At 65.0% G+C, this 25,211-nt stretch carries 25 protein-coding genes; 15 read left to right on the plus strand and 10 right to left on the minus strand.

Annotated elements, in window-relative coordinates; translation table 11 throughout:
- The first annotated feature begins 38 nt into the window (after nucleotides 1-38).
- Together HSR122_RS11630 and HSR122_RS11635 are read left to right on the plus strand one after the other, a co-directional pair.
- Complete coding sequence (locus HSR122_RS11630; RefSeq protein WP_229109971.1) at nucleotides 39-206, plus strand: hypothetical protein; 168 nt, start codon at nucleotides 39-41, stop codon at nucleotides 204-206.
- Nucleotides 207-453: 247 nt separating this feature from the next.
- On the plus strand, nucleotides 454-1,608 hold the full coding sequence (locus HSR122_RS11635; protein WP_229109972.1) for an SPFH domain-containing protein: 1,155 nt from the start codon (nucleotides 454-456) through the stop codon (nucleotides 1,606-1,608).
- A 71-nt stretch (nucleotides 1,609-1,679) separates the two neighbouring features.
- Here the strand turns inward: HSR122_RS11635 and HSR122_RS11640 are convergent, their stop codons facing one another.
- Nucleotides 1,680-2,303, minus strand: a complete 624-nt coding sequence (locus HSR122_RS11640; protein WP_229109973.1) for a ribonuclease H family protein — start codon at nucleotides 2,301-2,303, stop codon at nucleotides 1,680-1,682.
- Between the two features lie 145 nt (nucleotides 2,304-2,448).
- On the opposite strand from HSR122_RS11640, the gene HSR122_RS11645 reads away from it, so the two are divergent.
- The 4 genes from HSR122_RS11645 to HSR122_RS11660 all read left to right on the plus strand — a co-directional run bounded on the left by HSR122_RS11645 (nucleotide 2,449) and on the right by HSR122_RS11660 (nucleotide 5,505).
- Nucleotides 2,449-2,943 carry a CBS domain-containing protein gene (locus HSR122_RS11645; protein ID WP_229109974.1) on the plus strand — a complete coding sequence of 165 codons (495 nt, stop codon included), beginning with the start codon at nucleotides 2,449-2,451 and terminating at the stop codon, nucleotides 2,941-2,943.
- A gap of 2 nt (nucleotides 2,944-2,945) precedes the next feature.
- Nucleotides 2,946-3,866, plus strand: coding sequence for a DMT family transporter (locus HSR122_RS11650; protein ID WP_229109975.1), 921 nt, complete (start codon nucleotides 2,946-2,948; stop codon nucleotides 3,864-3,866).
- 74 nt (nucleotides 3,867-3,940) lie between these two features.
- Nucleotides 3,941-4,894 carry a M48 family metallopeptidase gene (locus tag HSR122_RS11655; RefSeq protein ID WP_229109976.1) on the plus strand — a complete coding sequence of 318 codons (954 nt, stop codon included), beginning with the start codon at nucleotides 3,941-3,943 and terminating at the stop codon, nucleotides 4,892-4,894.
- A 110-nt stretch (nucleotides 4,895-5,004) separates the two neighbouring features.
- A complete protein-coding gene (locus HSR122_RS11660; protein WP_229109977.1) occupies nucleotides 5,005-5,505 on the plus strand; it encodes a universal stress protein in 501 nt (166 codons plus the stop codon).
- Between the two features lie 105 nt (nucleotides 5,506-5,610).
- Here HSR122_RS11660 and HSR122_RS11665 read toward each other — a convergent pair whose 3' ends face one another.
- On the minus strand, nucleotides 5,611-6,162 hold the full coding sequence (locus tag HSR122_RS11665) for a thermonuclease family protein (protein ID WP_229109978.1): 552 nt from the start codon (nucleotides 6,160-6,162) through the stop codon (nucleotides 5,611-5,613).
- Between the two features lie 378 nt (nucleotides 6,163-6,540).
- Between HSR122_RS11665 and HSR122_RS11670 the strand changes: the two genes are divergently transcribed.
- Complete coding sequence (locus HSR122_RS11670) at nucleotides 6,541-7,935, plus strand: ATP-binding protein (RefSeq protein WP_229109979.1); 1,395 nt, start codon at nucleotides 6,541-6,543, stop codon at nucleotides 7,933-7,935.
- A gap of 226 nt (nucleotides 7,936-8,161) precedes the next feature.
- A complete protein-coding gene (locus HSR122_RS11675; RefSeq protein WP_229109980.1) occupies nucleotides 8,162-8,893 on the plus strand; it encodes a ZIP family metal transporter in 732 nt (243 codons plus the stop codon).
- An 88-nt stretch (nucleotides 8,894-8,981) separates the two neighbouring features.
- Here the strand turns inward: HSR122_RS11675 and HSR122_RS11680 are convergent, their stop codons facing one another.
- Nucleotides 8,982-11,378, minus strand: coding sequence for a DUF2309 domain-containing protein (locus tag HSR122_RS11680; RefSeq protein WP_229109981.1), 2,397 nt, complete (start codon nucleotides 11,376-11,378; stop codon nucleotides 8,982-8,984).
- Nucleotides 11,368-12,849: a proton-conducting transporter transmembrane domain-containing protein gene (locus tag HSR122_RS11685; protein WP_229109982.1), complete on the minus strand. Its 1,482-nt coding sequence runs from the start codon at nucleotides 12,847-12,849 to the stop codon at nucleotides 11,368-11,370. The genes HSR122_RS11680 and HSR122_RS11685 overlap by 11 nt, the downstream gene beginning before the upstream one ends.
- A 331-nt stretch (nucleotides 12,850-13,180) precedes the next feature.
- Here HSR122_RS11685 and HSR122_RS11690 point away from each other — a divergent pair, with 331 nt between their 5' ends.
- Nucleotides 13,181-14,197, plus strand: a complete 1,017-nt coding sequence (locus HSR122_RS11690; RefSeq protein WP_229109983.1) for an amidohydrolase family protein — start codon at nucleotides 13,181-13,183, stop codon at nucleotides 14,195-14,197.
- Between the two features lie 117 nt (nucleotides 14,198-14,314).
- On the opposite strand, the gene HSR122_RS11695 is transcribed toward HSR122_RS11690, so the two are convergent.
- Nucleotides 14,315-14,782 carry an Lrp/AsnC family transcriptional regulator gene (locus HSR122_RS11695; protein WP_229109984.1) on the minus strand — a complete coding sequence of 156 codons (468 nt, stop codon included), beginning with the start codon at nucleotides 14,780-14,782 and terminating at the stop codon, nucleotides 14,315-14,317.
- Between the two features lie 266 nt (nucleotides 14,783-15,048).
- Nucleotides 15,049-16,500: a proline--tRNA ligase gene (proS, locus tag HSR122_RS11700; protein WP_229109985.1), complete on the minus strand. Its 1,452-nt coding sequence runs from the start codon at nucleotides 16,498-16,500 to the stop codon at nucleotides 15,049-15,051.
- A gap of 169 nt (nucleotides 16,501-16,669) precedes the next feature.
- On the opposite strand from proS, the gene HSR122_RS11705 reads away from it, so the two are divergent.
- The 3 genes from HSR122_RS11705 to idsA3 all read left to right on the plus strand — a co-directional run bounded on the left by HSR122_RS11705 (nucleotide 16,670) and on the right by idsA3 (nucleotide 19,879).
- Entirely contained in the window at nucleotides 16,670-17,233 is a 564-nt protein-coding gene (locus HSR122_RS11705) for a hypothetical protein (protein WP_229109986.1), read from the plus strand.
- A gap of 254 nt (nucleotides 17,234-17,487) precedes the next feature.
- The gene (locus HSR122_RS11710) at nucleotides 17,488-18,828 is read left to right on the plus strand and encodes a ribonuclease J (RefSeq protein ID WP_229109987.1); all 1,341 of its coding nucleotides are present in this window, start codon (nucleotides 17,488-17,490) and stop codon (nucleotides 18,826-18,828) included.
- 7 nt (nucleotides 18,829-18,835) lie between these two features.
- On the plus strand, nucleotides 18,836-19,879 hold the full coding sequence (gene idsA3, locus HSR122_RS11715; RefSeq protein ID WP_229109988.1) for a geranylfarnesyl diphosphate synthase: 1,044 nt from the start codon (nucleotides 18,836-18,838) through the stop codon (nucleotides 19,877-19,879).
- 309 nt (nucleotides 19,880-20,188) lie between these two features.
- Here idsA3 and HSR122_RS11720 read toward each other — a convergent pair whose 3' ends face one another.
- Nucleotides 20,189-21,358, minus strand: a complete 1,170-nt coding sequence (locus HSR122_RS11720) for a M24 family metallopeptidase (RefSeq protein WP_229109989.1) — start codon at nucleotides 21,356-21,358, stop codon at nucleotides 20,189-20,191.
- A gap of 100 nt (nucleotides 21,359-21,458) precedes the next feature.
- Between HSR122_RS11720 and HSR122_RS11725 the strand changes: the two genes are divergently transcribed.
- The gene (locus HSR122_RS11725) at nucleotides 21,459-21,695 is read left to right on the plus strand and encodes a hypothetical protein (RefSeq protein WP_229109990.1); all 237 of its coding nucleotides are present in this window, start codon (nucleotides 21,459-21,461) and stop codon (nucleotides 21,693-21,695) included.
- A gap of 21 nt (nucleotides 21,696-21,716) precedes the next feature.
- Here the strand turns inward: HSR122_RS11725 and HSR122_RS11730 are convergent, their stop codons facing one another.
- A complete protein-coding gene (locus tag HSR122_RS11730) occupies nucleotides 21,717-22,322 on the minus strand; it encodes a TetR/AcrR family transcriptional regulator (protein WP_229109991.1) in 606 nt (201 codons plus the stop codon).
- A gap of 12 nt (nucleotides 22,323-22,334) precedes the next feature.
- Complete coding sequence (locus tag HSR122_RS11735) at nucleotides 22,335-22,712, minus strand: NAD(P)H-binding protein (RefSeq protein ID WP_229109992.1); 378 nt, start codon at nucleotides 22,710-22,712, stop codon at nucleotides 22,335-22,337.
- Between the two features lie 89 nt (nucleotides 22,713-22,801).
- Between HSR122_RS11735 and HSR122_RS11740 the strand changes: the two genes are divergently transcribed.
- Both HSR122_RS11740 and HSR122_RS11745 read left to right on the plus strand, forming a co-directional pair.
- Nucleotides 22,802-23,842: an ATP-binding cassette domain-containing protein gene (locus HSR122_RS11740; RefSeq protein ID WP_229109993.1), complete on the plus strand. Its 1,041-nt coding sequence runs from the start codon at nucleotides 22,802-22,804 to the stop codon at nucleotides 23,840-23,842.
- Nucleotides 23,839-24,696, plus strand: coding sequence for an ABC transporter permease (locus HSR122_RS11745; RefSeq protein ID WP_229109994.1), 858 nt, complete (start codon nucleotides 23,839-23,841; stop codon nucleotides 24,694-24,696). Before HSR122_RS11740 ends, HSR122_RS11745 begins: the two co-directional genes overlap by 4 nt.
- Here HSR122_RS11745 and HSR122_RS11750 read toward each other — a convergent pair whose 3' ends face one another.
- Nucleotides 24,697-25,131, minus strand: a complete 435-nt coding sequence (locus HSR122_RS11750) for a VanZ family protein (RefSeq protein WP_229109995.1) — start codon at nucleotides 25,129-25,131, stop codon at nucleotides 24,697-24,699.
- Nucleotides 25,132-25,211: the final 80 nt, after the last annotated feature.

The following is a 25,211-nucleotide window of genomic DNA, read 5'->3' on the forward strand; positions in this document are numbered from 1 at the left end:
CACAAAACTATTTTTCCACCGACAGCGTAGTATTGGGTATGTCGAACACTATCGCACGAGAGAGCGGCGCGAAACAGGTACTTCAGATGGGGATCATAGGGTGCGTCATCGCGCTCGGCGTCGCACTGTTGCTGTTACCGTTGCTTCCGCTACTTGCCGCGCTCAAACTCGTGGACATGCTGCGGCGCTCGCCGGGACAGACCTGACCAGACAGTGGGACGCGAGGAAGAGAGGACTTCTCGGGTCAAGATAGGATTGTGTTCGGATTAAAACCCAATGTGCGCTCTGATCTCCGTGGCGTCTCCGTACATATTACGGGGTGGCCCAATTCGACCGATTGCGTCGCTGAAGCGTGCGTTTTTGTCGTGTTGTCGTCCATCATTGTCCGCTCTGAGCCACACGCCGTGACTCTCACCGAACACTTTTTATCGGGTCGACCCAAGCCCTGAACGCATGTTCGAACTGGTCCCGCTACAGTTGATTGGCCCTTTGCCACTGATCGGTCTGGTTGTCCTATCCATCGCCGTTGCCGTCGTCTGGCAGATGGTCGTCATTGTACAGGCATACGAGAAGAAAGCCCTCACCGTGCTGGGGGAGTATCGAAAGCTGCTGGAGCCGGGGATCAACTTCGTCCCGCCGTTCGTCTCCAAGACCTACGCCTTCGACATGCGTACCCAGACGCTGGATGTCCCGCGCCAGGAGGCGATCACCCGTGACAACTCGCCGGTGACCGCCGACGCCGTCGTCTACATCAAGGTCATGGACGCCAAGAAGGCATTTCTGCAGGTCGACGATTACAAGCGCGCGGTGTCGAATCTGGCCCAGACGACGCTGCGAGCGGTGCTGGGTGACATGGAACTGGACGATACGCTCAACAAGCGCCAGCAGATCAACTCGAAGATCCGCGAGGAACTGGACGAGCCGACAGACGAGTGGGGGATCCGCGTCGAGAGCGTCGAGGTCCGGGAGGTCAACCCGAGCAAGGACGTCCAGCAGGCGATGGAACAGCAGACCTCCGCCGAGCGTCGCCGCCGCGCGATGATCCTCGAAGCCCAGGGTGAACGGCGTTCGGCCGTCGAGGAAGCCCAGGGTGAGAAACAGTCGAACATCATCCGCGCGCAGGGTGAAAAGCAGAGCCAGATCCTCGAAGCACAGGGTGACGCCATCTCGACGGTCCTGCGGGCCAAATCCGCCGAGGCGATGGGCGAACGCGCTGTCATCGAACGCGGCATGGAGACCCTCGAGGAGATCGGCAAGGGCGAGTCGACGAAATTCGTCCTGCCGCAGGAACTGACCTCGCTGGTCGGCCGCTACGGCAAACACCTCACCGGATCCGACGCCCGGACCGACGGCGAGATACTCGAAGGACTCGAGTTCGACGCCGAGACCCGCGAGATGCTCGGCCTGGACGACATCGAAGAGATCCTCGGACAGATCGATCAGGAGGCCGAAGTCGACGTCGAACAGATGGAGGACCAGGCCGAGGCCGTCAAGCACGGCGCCGACGACGCCGATATCAAAGACCCTGACGAGGTAATCGACGAGATGGACGCCGAGATGCCGGAAGCCGAAGAGTTCAACGAGACCACCGACGGCTCGGACAACTGATCGACGGCTCGACGCGACGTTTTTCCGTTATTTCCGTTGAGAGCGCCTGCTCCGCCCTCGGCGAACGCCGATCAGTCGCTCGCGCCGCGGTCCGAACGCGAGGGTGGCGGCACGGACCGATCACCGGACGAAAGCGGTTCGGGCCGGACGCATCGGGCGGGGCTATCGTTGACGTGTGCGTACTCGTCAGGTGTGTTCGCGAGGGGATGAGCGGGGTTGTCGCCGCTTGCGATCCGTGCCGCCCTGATCTCGCCGAACCCGTTGATGCGGGCCCGAATGCCACGCCAGTGGTGAGTCGTCGCCGGCGGAACGACGAGCCGGTGCGGGGACGTGGCGGTCGGTCGGCAGGCGTCGAGGACAGCGGCGTTGACGTTGCTGGCCAGCTGGTCGTGATCGATCAGGACGCCGACGCGGGCGTCGGGTGGCGTCCGTTCCGCGAGCACGTCCAGCCCGAGATGCAGCGCCCGGTACTCGGCGACGTTGTTGTCGGGGACGGACTGGTCGAGCGCGAGGCGGGCGACACCCTCCCCGTCGCGCGTCTCGATGACAACGCCGAGGCCGCCGCTGTCCCCACGGAAGGAGCCGTCGGTCGCGACGTAGAAGTCTCGGTGGTGAGTGCGAGGCGGGTGGGCGATGTGCGGCGTCGGCGACTCGTCGAACAGGTCTCGAAGTGACGGCCGGCCGTATGCGGCCATATCGGTCGTTCGTCACCCAGTTACCTAAATCTGTGGCTCGACGCAGCCCCTGCACGCACCTGATCGATCCGGACGCGTTTGCGTGCGGCCGGCTGGTCCGACACCCACCGGAACGCATACGGGCCGGCCGGTCGTTGGCCGACGTATGGTTACCGCCCGAGAGATCATGACCCGCCCGGTCGAGACGGTCGCTCCCGACGACGACGTCAGCGACGTGCTGACACGACTCGCGAAAGCCGACTTCAGCGGCTTCCCGGTCGTCGAAGACGGGACAGTCGTCGGAATCGTCACCGAGACGGACCTGGTCGATCTCTTCCAGCCGTCGGATCGGCGGCTGTGGATCCCGGTCGGGTTCCCGCCGTTCATCGAGACGATGACCTACGGCGTCGATCTCTCCTGGAGCGACCTCGACGTCGGCGTCGACCTCGTGAAAAGCGCCGGCAAGCCGATCCGCGAGGTGATGGTCACCGACGTCGTGACGGTCTCGCCCGATGACACCGTCGAGACGGTCATCGACCACCTGGCGGACCCGGGCCGGGACATCAATCGCCTCCCGGTCATCGAGGACGGCGAACTCGTCGGGATCATCTCCCGCGAGGACGTGCTCCGGACGCTCAGCGAACACGACGTCGCCGTCTAGCTGTGCGATACCGAAACGCCCTGCTGTTCGTCGTGCTGTCGGTCGTCTGGGGGAGCGCCTTCGTCGCGATCAAGGCCGGACTGGCGGACATCCCGCCGGTGCTGTTCGCGGCGATTCGCTACGACGTTGCGGGCGCGCTCGTGCTTGGGTACGCAGTCCTGACCGTCGAGCGATGGCGACCACGGACGCGCCACGAGTGGGCCGCCGTCGCGGTCGGATCCGTGTTTCTCATCGCGGGCTATCACGCGCTGTTATTCGTCGGCGAACAGGGAACGACCAGCGCTGCCGCCGCCGTCGTGGTGAGTCTCTCGCCCGTGCTCACCACCGGGTTCGCCCGGCTACTGCTCCCCGAGGAGCGCCTGACCGGAGTCGGAATCGCCGGTCTCTTGCTCGGGCTGGTCGGCGTGGCCGTCCTCGTGCGTCCCGATCCGGCGAACCTCTTCGGCCGGGATGTCGTCTCGGTCGGCCTCGTCTTCGGTGCCGCGCTCTCGTTCGCGTTCGGGAGCGTCCTCCTCCGGTGGCTCGACGCCGGTCTGCCGATCGAGACGCTGGAAGCGTGGTCAATGGTCGGCGGCGCGATCCTCATGCACGTACTGTCGGTTGCCCTGCTCGGGGAGTCGCCCGCAGCGATCGACTGGACGCCGCGGGCGATCGTCGCGCTGGGGTATCTCTCGCTGATCGCCAGTGCGGTCGGGTTTCTGGTGTATTTCGACCTGCTGGATCGGCTCGGCCCCGTCGAGATCAACCTCGTCTCCTATCTCGCGCCGGTCGTGGCAGCGGTAGTCGGATTTGCCTTCCTCGGGGAGGTCATCGACGCCGCGACCGGCGTCGGCTTCCTGTTTATCTTCGCCGGGTTCGTCCTGCTGAAACGGCGGGCACTGGCCCGGGAGCTCGATCGCTGGCGCGAGGCCGCACCGCTGTAACCGGAGCGTCGCTTCCGGGATCCGTCCGCGAACCTGCCGCGGAATATAAGCGCTTGCCGAACCGAGATATCGGCATGAACCGGTCGGCGTTGCGGACGGCGATGATCGCGATCGGCGTGTCGCTGCTGATCGTCTACGTCGCGGCGGCGCTCCTCGTCTACGAGCTGGTGGTCTTTCTGGTCCGTTCCCCGCCGAACCTCGCGACGGCACTGGTGACGGTCGGCGCGATGACCGTGCTCGGGGCCTACTTCAGTTACCGGTTCGGGACGCGACAGTTGCTCGCCGGACTCGACGCAGTCGAGATCGATCGCCGCCACGCACCGGAACTGTTCCGTCGGCTCGAACGGCTCCAGTCGTCGATGGACGTCGACCGGCCACGGGTCGTCGTCGCCCGACTGGGCGTGCCGAACGCCTTCGCACTCAGCGGGATCGGCTCGGGGGTGATCGTGTTCGACCTGTCGCTGTTTCGCATGCTCACGTCCGACGAGCAGGAGGCAATCCTCGCACACGAACTCGCCCATCTCGAGCGCTACGACGCCCTCGTGCAGACGGTCGCATACAGCGCACTCCGGACGCTCGTCGGGCTGGTGATGATTCCGCTGTTGCCGCTGTTGCTCGCGGTGACCGGGATAGCGCGTGGGTGGGCGTGGATCCGCGGCCGGCCTGACGTCTGGAACCGGAACCCGCTCATGCTCGTTTACCAGTGGGTGAGTCTGGGCGTGACAGTGCTGGTGGTGGGACTGACGATGCTGGTCCGTGCTCACTCTCGTCGGCGGGAACTCGCTGCCGACGACCGGGCCATTGAAGTGACCGGCAGGCCGCTGGCGCTCGCACGCGCGCTCCGGAAGATCCAGCGCGCCGGCGAACGCGAACGGGGGCTGCTGGCGACGCTGTACGTCCGGGGCGACGAGGACGGCCCCCTGACGCGGCTGCTCTCGACGCATCCGCCGATGGACGACCGGATCGACCGACTGCTCGACCGCGCCGGAACCGACCCGCTTTCCGGACATCGGATCCCGGTCGAGTGATCGCACTCGGCGACGGACGACATATGAAATATAATATATGATAGTTATAATAAGATAATGATAACTTCATCGGGGTTGTACTTTCAGCCCCGGAAACCCGGGGAGATACAATGTACGACGATATCCTCTATCCGACGGACGGAAGTCCCGGAGCGATGGCGGCGCTCGAGCACGTCCGCGATCTGGCCGAGCAGTACGACGCGACGGTACACGTGCTGTCAGTGCTCGACACGACCCAGCCTGCGCTGGGGCTCGGCGACGACCCGGACAAGGGACAGACACCAGGGATGGTCGGTCATCAGGAAGGCGGCGGGGAAGGGATGATCGGTCATCGAGAAACGGCCGAGGACATGCACGAACACGAGCGGGAACGCGCAGAAGCCATCGTCGAGGAAGTCACCAGCCAACTCGGGTCGGTAGACACTCGGGCTGTCGTACAGGAAGGTGCACCTCACGAGGTCATCCTCGACCACGCTGAGGACGCGGACATGATCGTGATGGGGACGCACGGCTACTCCGGGATCGAACGGTATCTGCTGGGCAGTATCGCCGAGAAAGTCGTCCGGATGGCCGACGTGCCTGTTGTGACAGTCCGTGCCGACGAAGCGTAGCCGCGAGGACACATCGCAGCCGTCGGCTGGACGTGTCCGCCCCGGTGAGCGATCGGGTACTTCCCGGCCGGGCGCTACAACGAATTCGATATATCAGCATATGATTTACGCCCTGACACGGCACGTCCAGAGCCCGCGGTTCTCGTCTCTCGCAGCGTCTTCCGCGGCGGCGTAGCGATCACGGGCCGAAAAGTCGGTGTCGTACAGTCGTGCGTGCCCCTCGCGCACGAGCTGGTGGTTGATCGACTGGTTCTCGTGGACGACGATTGCCAGCAATCGCCCGTACCCACCCCGGGTATCCGCTTCGGAGTCCAGCCGGAGTGTTACGTGTTCGCCCCAGAGCCGATCTTCGACGGCGCGACTCGCGTTTTCCCCGGCGGTCCGGAGACACGCTCGCCCGGCCACTGTGTCCGGTATCCCCTCGTACTCGTCCGGCTGGGTCGCGACGTGGACCTCCGGCGTGTCGATCCCGAGCAGTCGGACCCGTTCGACGGTACCGTTCGACAGTCGCACGTCGATCGTATCGCCGTCGACGACCTCGACGACAGTTCCGTCGAGAGTATCTCCCTCGAGCCGATTGCTGTCGGTGAACGAACAGCCGCCGAGGACCGCGAGAGCGACCAGGCCGGCGACCAGGAGCCACGTCCGTTCGTCCATGTCGATGCTTCTACCTGCGGACCCCTGACGCTGTCGACTCTATCTCCTGGTAAACTAATATGGACTATATCAAACTCCCCAGGTTCAGTTGCGAATGCCCCGCTAAGCGTTCACGGATTCACCCAGTTTAGACGGCCTACCTCGGAATCTTATCCTAATCTATCCGCCGAAACCTATCAGAAAGATCGACTACCGGCGAAGAACTGAGAAATCACCCGAAAAATAGCTGCGCTGCCTACTGATGGGTCTCCTGAAACGCAATACTCAGGATCGAGATGATAGCTCAAATTATGCAAATCGTGTTCAGACATATTGTGTTCAGACATATTGTGTTCAGCCGTCGGAATATTTATGAAATAGGAGAGTGGATACCCGTGCATGCCACCCTCGTTCGTCAACCGTTCGGAAGAGCTGTCGCGGATTCAGCGGGCTTACGGGAGCGAGTCCGCTGAGTTCATCGTCGTCCTGGGACGCCGGCGAATTGGAAAGTCGGCGCTTGTCCGCGAATCAATCCCCGACGAGAATACCGTCTACTACCAGGCCACACGGGATACTGCCGCGGTTCAGATCTCTGACTTCATTCAGGAAGCTCAAGGGGCGTATCCAGGAATTGAGCGGATTCGGGAAGACTGGGAATCACTGCTCGGGTATCTCGGCGATCAGAACGCCACGGTCATCATCGATGAGTGGCCGTTCCTCGTTGAGGCGGATAGTAGCGTTCCCACGAACTTCCAGCGCGTGTGGGACACGGAACTCGAAGAGACGGAGATGACGCTTGTCTTAGTCGGGTCGGCAATCAGCATCATGACGAACAAAATCACGGAGCAAGATGCCCCGCTGTACAACCGGGACACGGTTCGATTGGATCTCGCACCGCTCTCGCTCGGTGATGCAGCCCCGTACTACCCTGCCACGACGGACGACCCGATTGGGGTTCTCGAAAGCTGGAGTATCTTTGGCGGGACACCATTCTATCTCCAGCTCATCTCGCCGGACGAGTCGCTTGCGACGAACGTAAACCAGCATATTATCAGCCAGCACGGCCGCCTGCACGGTGAGCCAGAAACCATTCTTCAGACTGAAAGTGTGCGGAAACCGGAGCGATACATGAGTATTCTCCGGGCGCTCGCTGATGGAAACCGCGAAACGGGCGAGATCGCCGACTACGCTGGGTTCGATGACTCGCGTGGGGTGTGGCGGTACGCTGAACGACTGAAACAACTCCGGGTGATCGAAGAAGACCAACCGGTTACAGAGGAGACATCGAGCCCGAAGCGATATCGGATTCAGGAACCGCTGTTCCGGTTCTGGTTCCGTTTCCTCTACGGGAAGAACCCGCAGCACATCACTGCTGACGATCCGTTCACGGAGCAGATTCGCCCGGACTTTCCGGCCTACGTTGGCCGCGTCTTCGAGGGAGTGTGCCGTGACGCGCTCCCGGTGCTGTTCCCGGAGGCGTCGTTCAGTCGGATCGGTGGGTGGTGGGACTCGGAGGGGGAACTGGATGTCGTTGGGCTCGATCACACTGGGCGCATCATCGGTGGCGAGTCAAAGTTCACCGCGAGTCCGATGCATCCGGGACACCTGGACGATGTCGAAACCAGAATGGAACGTATTGAGTGGACAGCACCGAACGAGTCGGAAGCAGCCCGACAGTACTGTCTGTTTAGTCGGTCTGGATTCACCGATGCACTGGAAGAAACCGCGCAAACCCGAGACGACGTGCATCTGTTTTCGGTAGCGGACGTTGTGACTGCTCTCACAGACTCATAGCAGGTTATTTCTCCGAGAGCTACTGCGAACGTATCCCGTGAACGTTTGGTGTCGTTCGCAACTCGACCTCCAAGCTCCCCCACCGCAGATGACGAATGGTGGGCGCTGGTTTTACCGCCTTAAAAGTAGTAGTCTCAGACATGAGACGGCCAACGCAATCCGAAGCAGCCGGTCATCCGTCCCCGCTCGAAGGTCACCTGTCGAGGCCACTCACGGAATGTTCACTATGGTAGCGTTCTCGGAGGCGTTCTACTGGATCGCGGCGTTCGCCGTCGTCGCGGCGCTGGTCAACAGCGCGGGTATCGTCGCGATAGTTCGACACCGAGAACGGGCCGAACGCTCGCTCCCGTATCTGATGTGCTTTGCCGCGGGCATTCTCATCACGACGCCGCTGGTTCACGCCCTGCCGAACGCGGTCGCGAACAACGCCGATGCAGGCATCACCGCTCTGGGCGGGTTCCTCTTCATGTTTCTCTCAAATCGGGTCATCAAGCACTACACCAGCGAGGAAACGCTCGCGTTCGGCGTAACGGCGGCTGAGGGCATCGGAATCCACTCACTGGTCGACGGCGTCGTCTACACCGTCACGTTCAACGTGTCGCTGCTGACTGGTGTGCTTGCCGGCACCGGACTGGTCGTCCACGAGTTCGCGGAGGGAGCGATTACCTATCTCGTCTTGCTGAAAGGCGAGGTGAGCGACCGGACCGCGGCAACGTACGCGTTCTTCATCGCGGCGCTTACGACGCCGATCGGCGCGTTCGTCGCCTATCCGCTGGTGAGTGGACTGGGGTCGGACGAGCTGGGCCTGCTCCTCGGATTCGTCTCCGGCGTGTTGATCTACGTCTCGGCGGCACATCTCCTCCCCGAGGCCCAGACATACGAGACGGAGCACTCGATGGTCGCGCTCCTCGCCGGCGTGGGTCTAGCGCTGTTCGTCGTCTTCGCCCGGGCGGCGTGAACGTCTCGTAGCGATCACTGTACCGATGTACCGCTGCGGTCGCCTGCAATCGGGCGATCGATCCGGAAGGGACGGACAGCAGTCACGATCAGTCGTCCGCGACCGCGGGCGCGTTCGGTACGTCCGCAGTCTGTTCGGTCGCCGGCGACCACGCCAGTTCCGCCTCGTAGTGGAACGCGCGGTGGTCCTGAGTGGGATCGACGACAGTCAGCGAGAGCCAGTCGTTGTCCAGCAGTTCGATCACGTCCTCGTGGTCGGCCAGCGCGTCAGTGACGCGCTCGACCGGCGCGTGGACGACCGTCGAGAGGCGCAGCGGCTGGTGGTGTGGCCGATCGGCAGCGGCCAGCAACGACTGCAGCGGGAGGCCGGTCATCAGGTCGCCGCCGTTGCCCTGATAGACGCCGACGTTGCCGACGGGGTTGTGGGTCACTTTCGACCCGCTGCCGTAGACGGCGTTGTCGACCGTCGAGAAGTAATACTGAGCGTTGATCCACTGAGTGACGACCATCGGACCCGTGAGGATTTCCTCAAGCGCCTCGCCATCGGGATCGATCGAGTAGTCATAGGAGTGGAGGAACACGCGACCGTCGAGATCGAGATCGCTCGTCAACTCGCGGGGGCCGACGACGAAGCCGGCGTTGCCGGCCAGCCCCCATTCGGGGCGCGTCTCCGCCCAGTCGGCGGTGCGGCGTTCCGTCTCGCTAACGGCCCTTGAGGCGTCGGCGTCCATCGATTCGGCTCGCTCGGCGGCCGCGCGCTCGCGGGCGGTCGCGAGGTCCGCACGCAGTCGGTCGAGGTCGTCCGCGTGACTCTCCGGGGCGTCCCCGTCGTAGAGTTCGATCTCGTCGGTGGTCGTGTTGTGTTGGGCAGCGAGGAAGACGGTGTCCTCGGGGATATCGAAGCCGCGCTCGCGGAGCGCCGTCCTGACGTCCGGGTCCGAACAGATCGACGCGAGCACGCGGGCGTTCGGGCCGCCGGGGTTGCCGGCACAGGCTCCGCAATCCAGACTCGAATCGTAGGGGTTGTTGGCCGTCTCGCCGGCGTGGCCGGTGAACACGACGAGGCGAGCGAACGTCTCCCAGCCCATCAGCTCGAAGGCCGTCTCGGCGTATTCGACCTTCCGCTCGTGGGTCATCCCGACCGGCAGGTCGCCGGCGTAGGTGTGCTGGTGATCGACCAGCGGCTCGCAGAACTCGTGGTCGTCGGGCACCGCATCGTCGACCGTATCGAACAGTTCGGCGACCCGACCGGGGACGAGCGTGCGGGCGGCGAGCGCCAGCCCGTACCCGCTGGCGGCGTTCTCGACGAAGCCGAACGCCGTCGCGGGGTTCGCCTTCAGCGTCTCGACGACCTCGCCCGCGGCCTCGCGGAGACGCGACCACCGGTCGTAGCTCGTTCGCGTGTCCGTCTCGGCCGGCATCTCGGTGATGCGGTGCTCGGCCTCGACGATCGGTGGGCTGGCGGCGACCGAGACGTCGCTGTCGTATCCCTGATACTCCATGGGGACGCCGAAAAAGCCCGCGTAGCCGTGTGTCTCGTAGTCGCCCTCGGCCTCGACGTGACGGCGGATGATCTCCGAACGGGTGTCGATGCAGAAGACCAGTTGCGCGTCCGGGCGTCCCGACGGCCCGCCGTGAGCTAGCGACTCGCTCTCGGCAGCGACCTGATCGACGAGTTCGGCACGGTAGCTCGCCTCCCACGCGCTCAGGAACGCCTCGGCGAGTTCGTCGGTCGCGTCGGGTTCGGTGGTGTCGAGTCCCGTCGACGGCTCGATGTCGACGCCGAAGGCAGCCGAAAGTGACAGGCGGGCCGCGAGATAACCCGCGAGAGTGATCGGGTGCGTCGCCTGCCAGGCGCTCCCGTCGCCGACGCGCTGCTTGATGAAGCCCGTCCAGCCGGGCAGGGCCGCCAGCTGTTCCTCGAAGATCGGCACCCACTGACTTTCGGGGTACGGCTCCAGCACGGCCGCGATAGCGTCGGTCGGCGTCTCGGGCAGGTCGCCGACGACGCCCTCGTCGGGAACGTCGCCATCGTGTTCGACGACCGTGCGGAACGCCGCGTAGAAGCCCGCCTCGCGGTTCGGCATCGGCCACTTCGCACGGCCCTGATCGAGGAACGCCGACAGCCACTTCGTCAGGACGTGATCAACCCGCTCGGCGTCGGTATCCGGGGGCTCCGAATCGACGGCGGTGTCCATGCGATCGAGCAGCCGCTCCGGGTCGGCCTCGCGACCCCGGTCCGCGAGTTCCGATTCGAGGACATCACGGTCGATCCGACCGTCCGCAAGCGCGGCCCGGAACGTCTCGGGGCTCGGATAGCCCCGGCCGCCGAGCAGATCGGCCGCCTGGGCTACCGCTTCCTCGAAGGGGAGATCCTCGAACCCCGAGAGCGGGTTGGCCGTCACGAACGAGTGGATCGGCCAGACCGGGGCGACGGTGGTCGCTGCCTTGTCGATGCGTTCTCCGATCGCGCGTTCAGTACTCATTGTATTCCTCCGTGGCGGTCAGCACCGTGCTTTCGGGGGGTTGACTGGCGTTTACCAGCGCCACGTACAGGCGATGGCTGCGTTCGTGGACGCCGGCCTCGATTGCGACGTAGACCGCGAGGAACGCGGCCGCGACGGCGACGTGGAGCGCGCTCAGCTCGACCGGGGCCGTGACGACGGGAAGGCCGGCGAGCAGTCCAGAAATCGCCGTGTAGACGAGGGCGTAGACGCCGATGGCCGGCAGGAAGAGCAGCGGGGCTGCCCCGTAGCGAACCGTCGAGGGGAGCGACGTGGACTGGACGGCACTGCGTGTCGCCCCCAGCGTCGTCAGCGTCACGAACAGCGCGAGCAGGAGACCGCTGTCGAGGCTCGTTCCCTTCCCGGTCAGGGCCGCGAACAGCGCGCCACCGGCCAGTCCCGTCAGGAGTGTCATGGCCGTTCCGAGCGCACTCGTCGCGTGCTCGGTCGCCGCTTTCGGGCCAGTGTGTTCGATCCGGCCGGTGGAGCCGAGAAACTGGTAGGCCTTGTAGAAGCCGTGCAGAATCAGGTGAGTGATCGCGGCCCCGAAAAAGCCCAGTCCGGCCTGCATGATCATAAAGCCCATCTGCCCGACCGTCGAGCCGGCCAGCTTGCTCTTGACGTCAGGCTGGACGGACTTGAGCAGCTTTCCGAGCAACGCGCTGGCCGCACCGATCGCGACGACCGCGAGCATGAGCGCCGGTTCGACCGTGACGACGGGGGCGAACCGCAGGAGCAGGATCCCGCCCGCGTTGACGAAGCCAGCGTGCATCAGCGCCGACGCCGGCGTCGGTGCGGTCATCGACGCGAAGAGCCAGCCGTGGAACGGCACCAGCGCGGACTGTACCATCGCCGCGAGGACGAGCGCCGACGCGGCGACGATCCACGCCGGCCCGCCGAGCGTTCCGGACGCCGCGGCGATCCCCGAGACTGTCGTCGCGCCGGTCGCCCACCACAGCGTCGTCAGCGCGACGCCGAGCAGCGCGCTGCTAGCGAGGAAGTACCTCCGAGCGACCGCCTCGGCCGCCCGCGCCTGTCGCCATCCGTCGACGATCCCGATCAGCTTCGCCATCACCAGCCCCATCGCCAGCCACAGCAGGCCGAACAGCGCGAGGTGGTCAGCCGCGACCAGCGCCATCACGAGAGCTGTGAAACCGAACACGGCGACAAAAAAGCGCGTCTCGTGGGCGTTCCCCGCCATGTACCGACGCGAGTAGCTGTGGACGATCCCGCTGAAGAACGTAGCGACCACCCATAGCAGGACGGTCAGTCCATCGACGGCCACCACGCCGGCGAACTCCCGGCCGCCGAACCGGACCAGGCCGACGAGGGCCACGACGCTCATGGCGAACAGCGACCACACGAGCCACGTCAATGCAGCGGGCACGAACGGCGACTCAGCCGCCGTGTCCGGGAGCGATCCGACCGTCGTCTGTGAACTATGTCCTGACATCCTTCGGTCCAGTTGCGACCACCAGCCCCGGAGACCGACGACACCGGGCGACCAGTTCTGGTCGCTCTCAACTCGTTTGAGAACGGTATGGTTATTAAATTCTTCTATAGTCACAATCTGTTCGAAAAAGGAGTATTATAGAACGTTATGGTTCCATCAGTGTCCGAACCGGAATGCACTGAAACGAGCGTGCAGACCGCGACCGGACGGGTTTGCCTGTGACAACCAGGACGAGATGGAACAGACTCCGCTACTACACGCCCTTTCACTACCGGAACGTTCGATATGCTGGATTGGGAAACTATATCGGTATCCACGGTCGAGTGCGGGCATGGAAACACTCAGGGGCACCGTCCTCGCCGGGCGGTCGTTCGATCCGGTTCAGGGGCGAGTGCACGTCGAAGACGGTCGGATCGAGGCGATCGAGGAGACGGCGACGGACTCGACCGACATCATCCTGCCGGCGTTCGTCAACGCGCACACGCATCTCGGTGATTCAGTCGCCAAGGAGGCGGCCGTCGGGCTGGGGCTCGATGAAGCAGTGGCGCCGCCTGACAGCCTGAAACATCGACGGCTGGCCGCCGTCGACCACGCCGAGCTCGTCTCGGCGATGAGCCGGACGCTCCGGTTCATGCGCCGCACGGGCACGGTCTCGACGCTGGATTTCCGGGAATCGGGCATCCCCGGCGCACGCGCGCTCTACGAGGCGGCCGAACCACTCGATTTCGAGCCGTTCGTCTTCGGGAGCGACACGTCCGACGTCCTCGAGATCGCCGACGGGTACGGCGCGTCGGGCGCGAACGACGCCGACTTCGACGAACAGCGGGCCGCCTGTGAGGAACGCGGCGTTCCGTTCGCCATCCACGCCGGCGAACCCGACGCGACCGACATCCATCCGGCGCTCGATCTCGAGCCCGATCTCCTCGTCCACATGGTCCACGCCCGCGAGGAGCATCTCGAGCGGGTCACAGACCAGTCCGTCCCGATCGCAGTGTGTCCACGCGCGAACGCCGTCCTCGACGTCGGGAAAGCCCCGCTACGGGAACTGCTGGATCACACGACGGTCGCACTCGGGACGGACAACGTCATGCTGAACCCACCGTCGATGTTCCGCGAGATGGCCTACACCGCCAAGCACTTCGACGTGACCAGCCGGGACGTCTTGCGGATGGCCACGACCGCCGGCGCGGAGGTCGCTGGGCTCGACGCTGGTGTCGTCGCCCCCGGCCAGCGGGCGGCCCTGCTCGTCCTCGACGGCAACTCGGACAACCTCGCTGGAACTGACGATCCGGTACGCGCTGTCGTCCGGCGAGCGACCGCACTCGACGTCAAACGCGTCGTCTGCTAGTGACCGTTGTACGTCTGTTCCGGGTCGACCGCACGACTGCGTGTGGTCGCACTGGTAAATCGGTACGACGGTCACTATGACCGTTTGCGAACTCACCATCAAACGCCTCGATGTCACCTACTCGTTTTCGACCTCGAACTTGCCGAACGGCGTCGTCTCGTGCGTGCGAACGAGTACCTCATCGGCGACGGTAAGTCCCATGTCGAGCAGTTCCTGTGCGACGGGCGTGATGTCGCTGTCGTCCTCGCCGACGGCGGTCACGAGGAGGTTCTGTTCGCCCGTGACCAGTTCCTGGACGGAGACGACGCCGTCGATCGCCAGGATCTCTGGGACGAGTTCGCCGCGTTCGGGTATCGACGCCGTACAGTAGAGCAACATCCGGAGGGGATACCCCGACTGCTGGTAGTCGACGCTGGCGCTATACCCCTTGATGATCCCTTCGGACTCGAGGCGCCGGATGCGCTTGCGGACCGTGCTGTCCGAGGTCCCGGTTCGCTCCGCGATGTCACCGGACGACATGTTTCGGGCGTCCTCCTGCAGTGCGTGCAAGATCGCCCTGTCGACATCGTCGATCTCCCTGGCCATACCCCCGTGTCCGCGACAGAGACACTTTACTGTTGTATGTCGTCCAGATGGTCGTCGAGGGCGAAGCAGACAGCCCAAACCCAGCGAACGCAAGCAGAACCGCCCGTCGGAAACCGTCGATGAAAAGGCCCGCGACCCGCAGCCTCGTCGCGGCGAAACTGCGCTCCTGTCAGTCGCGCAGTACGTCATACTGGTGGCTGTACGTTCGGAGAGATATCTGGCACGACGACGTGCCAGATCATTTCGAAATGGTATAGCCACCAGTATCAGTACGTCTTGGCGAAGTAAGCCGTCTCCTCGGCGTCGTCACCGCAGATCGCGCATTCGTCGTGGATCGGCTCTTCGTCTTCCGCAAGCGGGACCATCACAATCTCGGCGGCGATGGCGTCCTTGATCGGCACCTCGCAGGCCTCGTCGCCACACCAGCCACACTTGACGTAGCCGCCGTGCTGGCCGATCGTCCCGAGGATCTCCTCGCGGCTCTCGGCCTCGCGGATCTCCCCCTCGAGGGTCTGCTCGGCCTCGGCGTAGAGTTTGGCGTAGATCGTATCGAGGTGGTCCTCGACGGTCTCGACGGCCCCCTCCCGATCGACGGTCGCCTCCTCGCCGTCGGGGCGATGTACCAGCGTCAGTTCGTCGTCCTCGACCTCGTAGGGCCCAATCTCGATCCGGAGGGGGACGCCGTTGAGCTCGTGTTCGTTGTACTTGAACCCCGGATTGCGGTTGTCGCGGTCGTCGAGTTCCACCCGAACGCCTGCCTCGTCGAGTTCGGCCGCGACGTCGGCGGCGTACTCGAGCACCGCGTCTTTGCTGTCCTCGTTCCAGATAGGGACGATCACGACCTGCGTGGGCGCGAGCGTGGGCGGGAGAACCAGCCCCTGATCGTCGCTGTGGGTCATGAACAGCGCCCCGAGCGCCCGCCAGGACAGTCCCCAGGACGTCGTGTGTGCGAGCTGCTCTTCCTCGTCTTCGTCGACGTAGGTCACGTCGTAGGCCTCCGCGAAGGAAGTCCCGAGGTAGTGGGAGGTGGCGGCCTGGACGGACTTGCCGTCGGGCATCAGCGTCTCGACGGTCGTGGTCGTGTCGGCCCCGGGGAACTTGTCGTGGTCGGGCTTGCGACCGGTCAGGGCGGGCATCGCGAGCACGTCCTCGTAGAGGCGCTCGTACTGCTCGAGCCGGGTCATCGTCTCCTCGGAGGCGTCTTCGGCGTCGCGGTGGGCGGTGTGGCCCTCCTGCCAGAGGAACTCCTTGGTGCGGAAGAACGGTTTCGTCTCGGTCGCCTCCCAGCGGACGACCGAACACCACTGGTTGACCCGCATCGGCAGGTCCCGGTGGCTGCGGATCCACTGGGCGAGAAACGGTGTGATGATGCTCTCGCTGGTCGGACGGACGGCCAGTCGCTCTTCGAGTTCCTCGTAGCCGCCGTGAGTCACCCAGGCGACCTCCGGATCGAACCCCTCGACGACGTCTTTCTCCTTTTCGAGGTAGCTCTCGGGGATGAACATCGGGAAGTAGGCGTTCCGGACGCCCGTGTCCTTGAACCACGTGTCGAGGTGGTTCTGCAGGCGCTCCCAGATGGCGTACCCCCGTGGCCGGGTGACGATGAACCCGCCCATCGGCGCGTAGTCGGCCAGGCCGGCCTTCTGGACCAGTTCAGCGTACCACTCGCCCGTTTCGTGCTCTTTGCTCGTCGTGATGCCGAGTTCTTGCTCTGACATGGTTTCGGATAGTCGCGTCGATGCGACCGGGCCGCGCACGGAGACGCGAGATCGCTCGCCGTTGTTCGAGGTGTGGCCGAGCGCACTCCTAAACGTATCGAAAGGCTGGGAACGCCTGTCACCGTATGACGACCACAAGACACTTTTCGCTCACTTTCGAGGGGAACGTATGGTCTCCCGTTCCGCGAGAGACGTGTTCGCATACGGCGTTCGGCTGTTCGGCTACCTCCTCGTGGCAGTCGTGCTCGGCGGGGCGCTGATCACCGGCGGCATCGGAGTCGTGGCGTCGCTGGAACCAGGCGTCGTCTTCGGCGACGCCTCGCCGGACAGGTACGCGCCGGTAGTCGCCGGCGGAGCGCTGGTAGTGCTCGGCGCACTCGTGCTGGCTGCGGGCGCGTTCGCGACGGCGTTCGCGGTACTCGCGGACGCGGTCGCCGTCGGGTTCGAAACCGCTTCCACGCCAGCGGGAGGTGACGAGGGACCCACGGAGCGGGACGCGGTGTCGACAGACGCCGGCGGCGAGCGAACGGGAGACGCGACAGGCACGTCTGTCGACGGTTCGCCGGCCGAACGCGGTGACGACCCGTTGAGCGGGCCAGCGGGGACCGGCGACGCACTGACCGGCGGATCGGACGGAGGAGATCCGCTCGCGGGTTCGAGCGAGTCGGACGAGGAAGCCTGGCGGCGCGAGATCGAGTCGAAACTGGACGACGACGAATCGCCCGGCGAGTAGCCGAACGCTCGGCCGCAACCCGCACTGTTTTTAACGGCTCGCATACAATAGAGAGACAACCGAGCAGACGGCCGCGCGAGCGCGGCCGAGGGACGCGCCGACGTGTCGTATGGAGACGAGCCGGTTCGACGGCGACGGCCCACCCGGGCCCGCCTATCCGGACCACGCCGGTCATCGGTGCGAGCGAGCCTTGTGCTCCAGTGGCCGTGTCGGTCCCCTGGCCCCCTCTGGCGGCCGTTCTCGGAGGGTAAACTATGGAAATCGAAATCGCAACTATCGGCGGCTACGAGGAAGTCGGCCGCCAGATGACCGCCGTTCGCGCCGGAGACGACGTCGTCGTGTTCGACATGGGGCTGAACCTCTCGAAGGTCCTCATCCACGACAACGTCGAAACCGAGCGGATGCACAGTCTCGACCTGATCGACATGGGCGCGATCCCGGACGACCGGGTGATGTCCGAACTCGAGGGCGACGTGAAGGCCATCGTGCCGACCCACGGTCACCTCGATCACATCGGTGCCATCTCGAAACTCGCGCATCGATACGACGCGCCGATCGTCGCCACCCCCTTTACGATCGAACTGGTCAAACAGCAGATCAAGGGCGAGGAGAAGTTCGGCGTCCAGAACGACCTCGTGAAGATGGAAGCAGGTGGCCGGATGGCCATCGGCGACGAGAACGAACTCGAGTTCGTCAACGTCACCCACTCGATCATCGACGCGATCAACCCGGTCCTGCACACGCCGGAGGGGGCGATCGTCTACGGGCTGGACAAGCGCATGGACCACGACCCGGTACTGGGCGACCCGATCGACATGGAGCGGTTTCGCGAGATCGGTCGCGAAGGCGTGCTCTGCTACATCGAGGACTGTACCAACGCCGGCAAGAAGGGGCGCACGCCCTCCGAGTCGGTCGCGCGGCGTCACCTCAAGGACGTCATGTACAGTCTGGAGGACTACGACGGCGGGATCGTCGCGACGACGTTTAGCTCTCACATCGCGCGCGTCAAGTCGCTCGTGGAGTTCGCCGACGACATCGGCCGCCAGCCGGTGCTGCTGGGACGCTCGATGGAGAAGTACTCCGGCACGGCCGAACGCCTGGACTTCGTGGACTTCCCGGACGATCTGGGGATGTACGGACACCGCAAGTCCGTCGATCGGACGTTCAAGCGGATCATGAACGAGGGCAAGGAGAACTTCCTGCCGATCGTCACGGGCCATCAGGGCGAACCGCGGGCGATGCTGACGCGCATGGGCCGCGGCGAGACGCCCTACGACATCGAGGATGGCGACAAGGTCATCTTCTCGGCGCGGGTGATCCCCGAGCCGACCAACGAGGGCCAGCGCTACCAGTCCGAGAAATTGCTCCGGATGCAGGGGGCCCGGATCTACGACGAGATCCACGTCTCGGGCCACCTCCGGGAGGAGGGCCACTACGAGATGCTCGACGCGCTCCAGCCGGAGAACGTCATCCCGGCCCACCAGGACATGCAGGGGTTCGCCCCGTACGTCGATCTGGCCGAGCAGTTCGGACTCGAGGTCGGCGAGACGCTGCACGTCACGCGCAACGGGAACATGATCCAGCTGGTCGAGTGAGATGAGCATGAGCGAGGGATCCGACACCGCGGCGGCGGTCACGCAGGCGATCGCGGCTCGGCGGGAACTCGTCAACGAAGCGATCCCCCACCAGCTTCCGGTCCAGGAGCCCGAACGACTCTACGAGGCGTCGCGGTACCTGCTGGACGCCGGCGGGAAGCGACTGCGGCCGACGGTACTGTTGCTCGCGGCGGAAGCGATCGCGGACGTGGAACCCCTGCAGGCGGATTACCGGGAGTTTCCCGCACCCGAAGGCACAGTCGATATGATGGCCGCCGCGATCAGCATCGAGACGATCCAGTCGTTCACGCTGATCCACGACGACATCATGGACGACGACGACATGCGTCGGGGCGTCCCGGCCGTCCACCGGGAGTACGACCTCTCGACGGCGATCCTCGCGGGCGACACCCTCTACGCGAAGGCCTTCGAGCACATGCTCGAGACGGGGGCCGACCCCGAGCGGTCGGTCCGGGCGCTGTCGGAGCTGGCGACGACGTGTACGAAGATCTGCGAGGGCCAGTCCTGCGATATCCAGTTCGAGGCGCGGACCGACGTGACGACCGACGAGTACCTCGGTATGGTCGAGCTGAAGACCGCGGTCCTGTACGCGGCCGCGGCGTCGATCCCGGCGATCTTGCTGGGTGCGGACGACGCCGTGGACCCGCTCTATCAGTACGGGCTCAACGTCGGCCGGGCGTTCCAGATCCAGGACGACCTGCTGGATCTGACCACCCCCTCCGAGAAACTGGGCAAACAGCGCGGGTCGGATCTCGTCGAGAACAAGCAGACGATCATCACGCTGCACGCCCGCCAGCAGGGCGTCGACGTGGACGACCTCGTGCCCGAAGACGAGGTGGAGGCGGTCGACGAGGCGACGATCGAACAGGCTGTCGAACGCCTCGAAGAAGCTGGCAGTATCGACTTCGCCCGCGAGCTGGCACACGACCTCATCGAAGACGGAAAGGACAGCCTTCGGGTCTTGCCCGCCAACGAGGCGCGCGGCCGACTGGACGACATCGCTGACTACCTGGTCGAACGCGAGTACTGATCAGCGATCCCCGTTGTCGGTCTCGATCTCGAACATCGGCGGGAGGTCGCTGGTGTTCGTCGGCTCGAACGTCCTGGGTGCCCCTTTCCAGGCGGGACGCTGTCGAGTTGGCAGCTCCGCGCTAGATGCCGTGGGTGTGGTGCGATACTGGGTCGATTGCGGGTTCGTACTCATTGTGACGTGGTGGAACGCGACGGTTCGAAGGCGATGCTGGCCGGTCAAACAGGGCGTGCACCACGTACGAGAAGCGACTGCATCGTAGAACCGACAACGAGAGATGGGGTCATAAATATAACGGTTTTTAATTAACTATTCGACGACCAGCGACACCGGATAGTCGGTCAGGTTCTCGTAGCCGTCGTCGGTGACGACGATCAGGTCCTCGATGCGGACGCCGCCGACCGCCGGGTCGTAGAGGCCGGGTTCGATCGTGATGACGTGGCCGGGTTCGAGTTCGCCGCCGTCGGGGCCGACGGAGGGTAGTTCGTGGACGTCGAGTCCGACCCCGTGGCCCGTGCTGTGGATGAATCCGGTTTCCGTGCCGGGGTCGTCTCGGAGCGTCGGCAGACCGGCGTCCTCGTAGACGTCACAGGCGGCGTCGTGGACGTCCGCGCCCGTCGCGCCCGGCTCGACCGCCGCCAGCGCTTCGCGGTAGGCCCGCTCGGTCAGGTCGTACCACTCCCGGACCTGTTCGTCGGGTTCGCCGACACAGAACGTCCGGGTCATGTCGCCGTGGTACTTCGTGGTCTTGTCCTGGGGAAAGATGTCAATGATGATCGGCTCGTGCGGTCGGAGCGGTCCACTCCCACGGTCGTGCGGATCGGCCGCGTCGGCCCCGCAGGCGACGATCGTCTCGTCGAGCGCACAGCCGCGGCGCAGCAGCGTCACCTCGATCTCCTCTTTGAGTCGCTCGCTGGTCAGGACCTCGCCGTCGACGAGCAGTCGATCGCCATCGATCTCTGCCTGCCCGAGGAGGTCCTCGGCGGCCGCCATCGCGGCCTCGTTGGCGCGCTGTGCCGCCCGGACGTGGTCGATTTCCTCGTCGGTCTTGCTGGCGCGGACGGCGGTGACCGTCTGCTCGGCGTCGGCGACGACCTCGATTCCCTGCTTGCGGAGGCCGTCGGCCGTCTGGAGGGGAAAGCGCGGCGGGACGGCGACGGCCTCGACGTCGTAGGCGTCGAGAAACGCTGCGCGCGTCCGGTGAGCCGCCTCCCGGCGGCCGTCGGCCTCGAGGCGGTCGTCGTAACCGTAGTCGGTGAAGCGCTCGACGCTTGCGGCGCGGCTCTCGCGTTTCGCGCGGCCGAACTCCAGACTCCGGACGAAAAGCAGGTGCGTCGAACCGTCGTACAACGTGAGAAACGGGTCGGGCGCGTCGAACCCCGAGAGGTAGTACTGGTCGGCGTCGGTCGAGTCCGCGTCGATGAGGTAGCCGTCGGCGTCGAGCGCGTCGAGTCGCGCGTCCAGTTTCGAGAGGTCCATGCGGTCGAATGCGGCCGGCGCGAGTAAAGGAGTACCGACAACCGCCGGTCCCAAACGGTAACCGTCTCCCGTTCGTCCTTACTCTTGAGGGACAGTTCTCATGGCAATCCTCGACTCGTTCGGCGCGTTAGTCAGTAGTATCGTCGCGGCACTGGTCATGCTGGTGTTCGCCATCCTCAGTTTCTTCGTGACGGTGTTCATCGTCGATGTCGGCGCGAGTCTCGCTGGCTACTCACCCAGTGGGGACTTCGTCGTACTGTCGGCGGCGCTTCTGTCGACGGGTGCGATCGTCGCCGGCGCGACGCCGATGTCGAGTCTTGGCGACGCTCAAGCGTAGCTCCGGTCCGTTCGCTCGCGGTCAATCCACGAGCAGTCGCGCCTCGACGTAGGCGTCGAGTTCGGCACGGACGGCCGCGACCTGCGGGTCGTCGCTGGTCGCCCGCTCGGTCATGATACCGCCGGCGATCGTGTGGATCGTCGCGGCCACCTGCTCGGGATCGACTCCCCGGAAGACCCCTTCCTCGATGCCGTCGGCGATGATATCGGCGAGCACTCCCCGGAAGAAGCGATCGCTTCTCGTGAAGTGTTCGCGGTAGCGCTCGTCGTGGGCGGCCTGCGCGCGGAGTTCGACCAGCGCGCCGACGAAGCCCCGGTCCTGCTCGGCGAGGTCGGGCGCGGCGATCGCGTCGAGCCACCGGTCGAGCCGCTCGCGGGCGTCGCCGGACGCCTCGCGGTCCATCTCGGTCTCGTGGTCGTCGATCATCCGGGAGAGGAAGTCCACGAGCAGATCGTCTTTCCCGTCGTAGTGGTGATACAGCAGCGACTTGCTCTTGGGGAAGAACTCGTCGATTCGGTCGATCGTCAGCCCGGCGTAGCCGTACTCGACGAGCGCGTCGAACGTCGCCCGCATGATCGCAGTTCGGGTGTCCTCGGCGTCTTCGGGGAACGGGTTTCCGGCCGACATGGTTGTCTGTTCTTACTCGCCCCCGTGAAGGTTGGTATCTTTCGGATCAGGCGTGGCACGTTCGAACGCGTCCGCGTTTCGCGCGGTCCATTCGTCCAGAGACAGCGGCGATCGATCGAGTACCCGCCCGGCGTCTATCGCCGGCAGTATCGAGTCGCCGACTCTGGCGATCGCGAGCGGTCTGACGAGAAACATCGAATCGACGCCCTCGAAGGCCACCCCCCACGTCTCTGGTTTCTCGAAGTCGAACGCGACTGCCTCGACGCCGTCCCGGAACGGCCTATCAGGATCGCGCGTGGCCGCCCTGACAGCCGCGTCGCGATCGGCGAGCCGCTCGACGACTCGCGAGCCGACCGTGCCCGTCGCTCCCGTGACCAGAACCGTCTCCATAGCCGGACCAAGGGGTGCCGAGCACATAAGGGTATTGAATGAATGTTCAATCAATGACTTTATCCGAATGGCAGTCATGTCTTCGGGACATGAGCCACGAGACGGATCGCGCGATCGAGATGGACGGAGTCGAAGTCGTCTACGGCGACGGGACGAGAGCGGTCGACGGCGTCTCGCTGTCGGTTCCTCGCGGGGAGTTTTTCGGGTTTCTGGGACCCAACGGGGCCGGGAAGACGACAACGATCAAGACGCTGGCGACGCTGTTGCGGCCGACGTCGGGATCGATCCGGGTCAACGGGTTCGACGTCGAGGCCGACCCACAGCAGGTCCGGGAGACGATCGGGTACATGGCCCAGGAGACGAGCGTCATCACCGAGATGACGGCCCGCGAGAACCTGCGGTTCGCCTGCGACGCCTACGGCGTGCCCAGCGGCGAGCGCGACGACCGGATCGCGGAGTTGCTCGAGCTGGTCGATCTGGCCGACGTCGCGGACAAGCGAGCCGAGGGGTTCTCGGGCGGGATGAAGAAACGGCTCGACGCCGCGATGTCGCTGGTCCACCGCCCGTCGCTGGTCTTCCTGGACGAGCCGACCACCGGGCTGGACCCCAAAGCGCGCAACCGGCTGTGGGAGTACTTCGAGGCGATCAACGATCGGGGGACGACGATCTTCCTGACCACGCAGTACCTCGAAGAGGCCGATCAGCTCTGTGGCCGACTCTCGGTCATTCTGGACGGCGAGATCGTCGCGGAGGGGTCGCCCGCGGATCTCAAGCGCGAGGTCGGCGGCGAGATCCTCGACGTCGAGCTCGACGACGGCCCGGGCGCGAGAGAACGCGCCGCCGACCTCGTCCGCGAAGACGGGCTGTTCCCGGACGAGCCGGCCGTCGAGCGCACCGGTGACGGAATCTCGGTCACCTCGCGGGCGGCCCGCCAGCACGGTCCAGATCTGCTGGTCGCGCTCAGGGACGCGGGGATCACCGTCACCGGGTTCAACGTCCGCTCGCCCACGCTCGACGACGTGTTCCTCGCGATCACCGGCCAGCACGTCGAGGACGAGTCGTCGGACGCTCAGGCCAGCGAGGAGACACCACCGGAAGCGACCGCAGCGACGGACGGGGGGAGCCGATGAGTACCGAGACGACCGACGCCGAGGTCGCTCGAACCTCGAACACGTTTCTCAGTGACGTCTGGACGAACTTCATGCGGTGGAACATCAACGCCGTTCGCAACCCCTTCGTCGTGGTCTCCTCGCTGTTGCAGCCGATCATCTTCCTGTTTCTGTTCACGCAGGTGTTCGGCAACGTCGCCGGCGAGGCCCTGTCGGGTCCGATCAGCTACGAGACCTACCTCGTGCCGGCGATCGTCGTCCAGATCGCGCTGATCGTCGCCTCGTCGTCCGGGATCGGGCTGGTCGACGACATCGAGAGCGGCGTCTTCCAGAAGACGCTGGTCACGCCGATGAGCCGGACCGCGGTCTTCGTGGGCAAGACCCTCTCGGAGCTGATCCGGATCGTCGTCCAGGTCGTGATCGTGCTCGGGTTGGGCGTGCTCCTCGGCGCGGAGATCTCGTCCGGACTGGGCGGCGCGCTGGCGATCGTCGGCGTCGCGGTCCTGTTCTCGCTGTGGTTTCTGGCGTTTTCGAACGTCGTCGCGCTGCTCACCCGCGATCAGGAGTCGACGATCATCGCCGCGAACATGATCCAGTTGCCGCTGCTTTTCGTCTCCAGTGCCTTCCTGCCGGTGGACTCGATGCCCGAGTGGGTGCAGGTCGTCGCGACCTACAACCCGATCACCTACGGCGTCGACGCAGCGCGCGCCATCATGCTCGACGCCGACGTCATGACCGTCTGGAACGTCACGGCCTTCAGCGGGATCTGGAACACGCTCGTTCCCGCTCTCGGCGTGCTGCTCGTGCTCGATCTGGTCTTCGGCGCCGCCGCCGTGTACACGATCACTCGCGCGACGAGCGCGGACGTGAAGTAGCTACTCCGTCTCGCGGCTCGTGTATTGCCGGAGCGGAACGAACTCGAGCCGACGACTCAACAGATACCACGGCAACACGAGCGCCGCGCCGAACACGTTGGCGTAGGCGTCGAGCACCGAAAAGTGCCGATCCGGCGTCAGCGACTGGCCGAACTCGATGCCGATGCCGTACAGCACCGTCGCGGCGACGACCGGAGCGGCCAGCCGGCCGGCGCGTCGCTCCCAGTCGGCGGTCGCGTATGCCAGCGCATACGCGAGCGCGCCGTACGCCAGGAAGTGGCGCCACTTGTCCAGCGGGACGATCGCGAGTCGTGCCCGGTCGAGCGCCGTCTCGGGCGGGATCGCAAGAACCGACCCGTAAAAGATGACTCCGGCCACGACGAGGACGGCCGCCCACCGGATCGGTGTCGGCAACAGCGGAACGCGAACTGACATGTCCGTTCGAGGACGGCCCGACGACAAATGTCGTCCGGTTTCCGGAGACGAGGTGGGTCCCGTCCCGGGCTCGAACCGTT

Origin of the sequence: Halapricum desulfuricans (genome assembly GCF_017094525.1) — an archaeon.
Taxonomy (GTDB): Archaea; Halobacteriota; Halobacteria; order Halobacteriales; family Haloarculaceae; genus Halapricum; species Halapricum desulfuricans.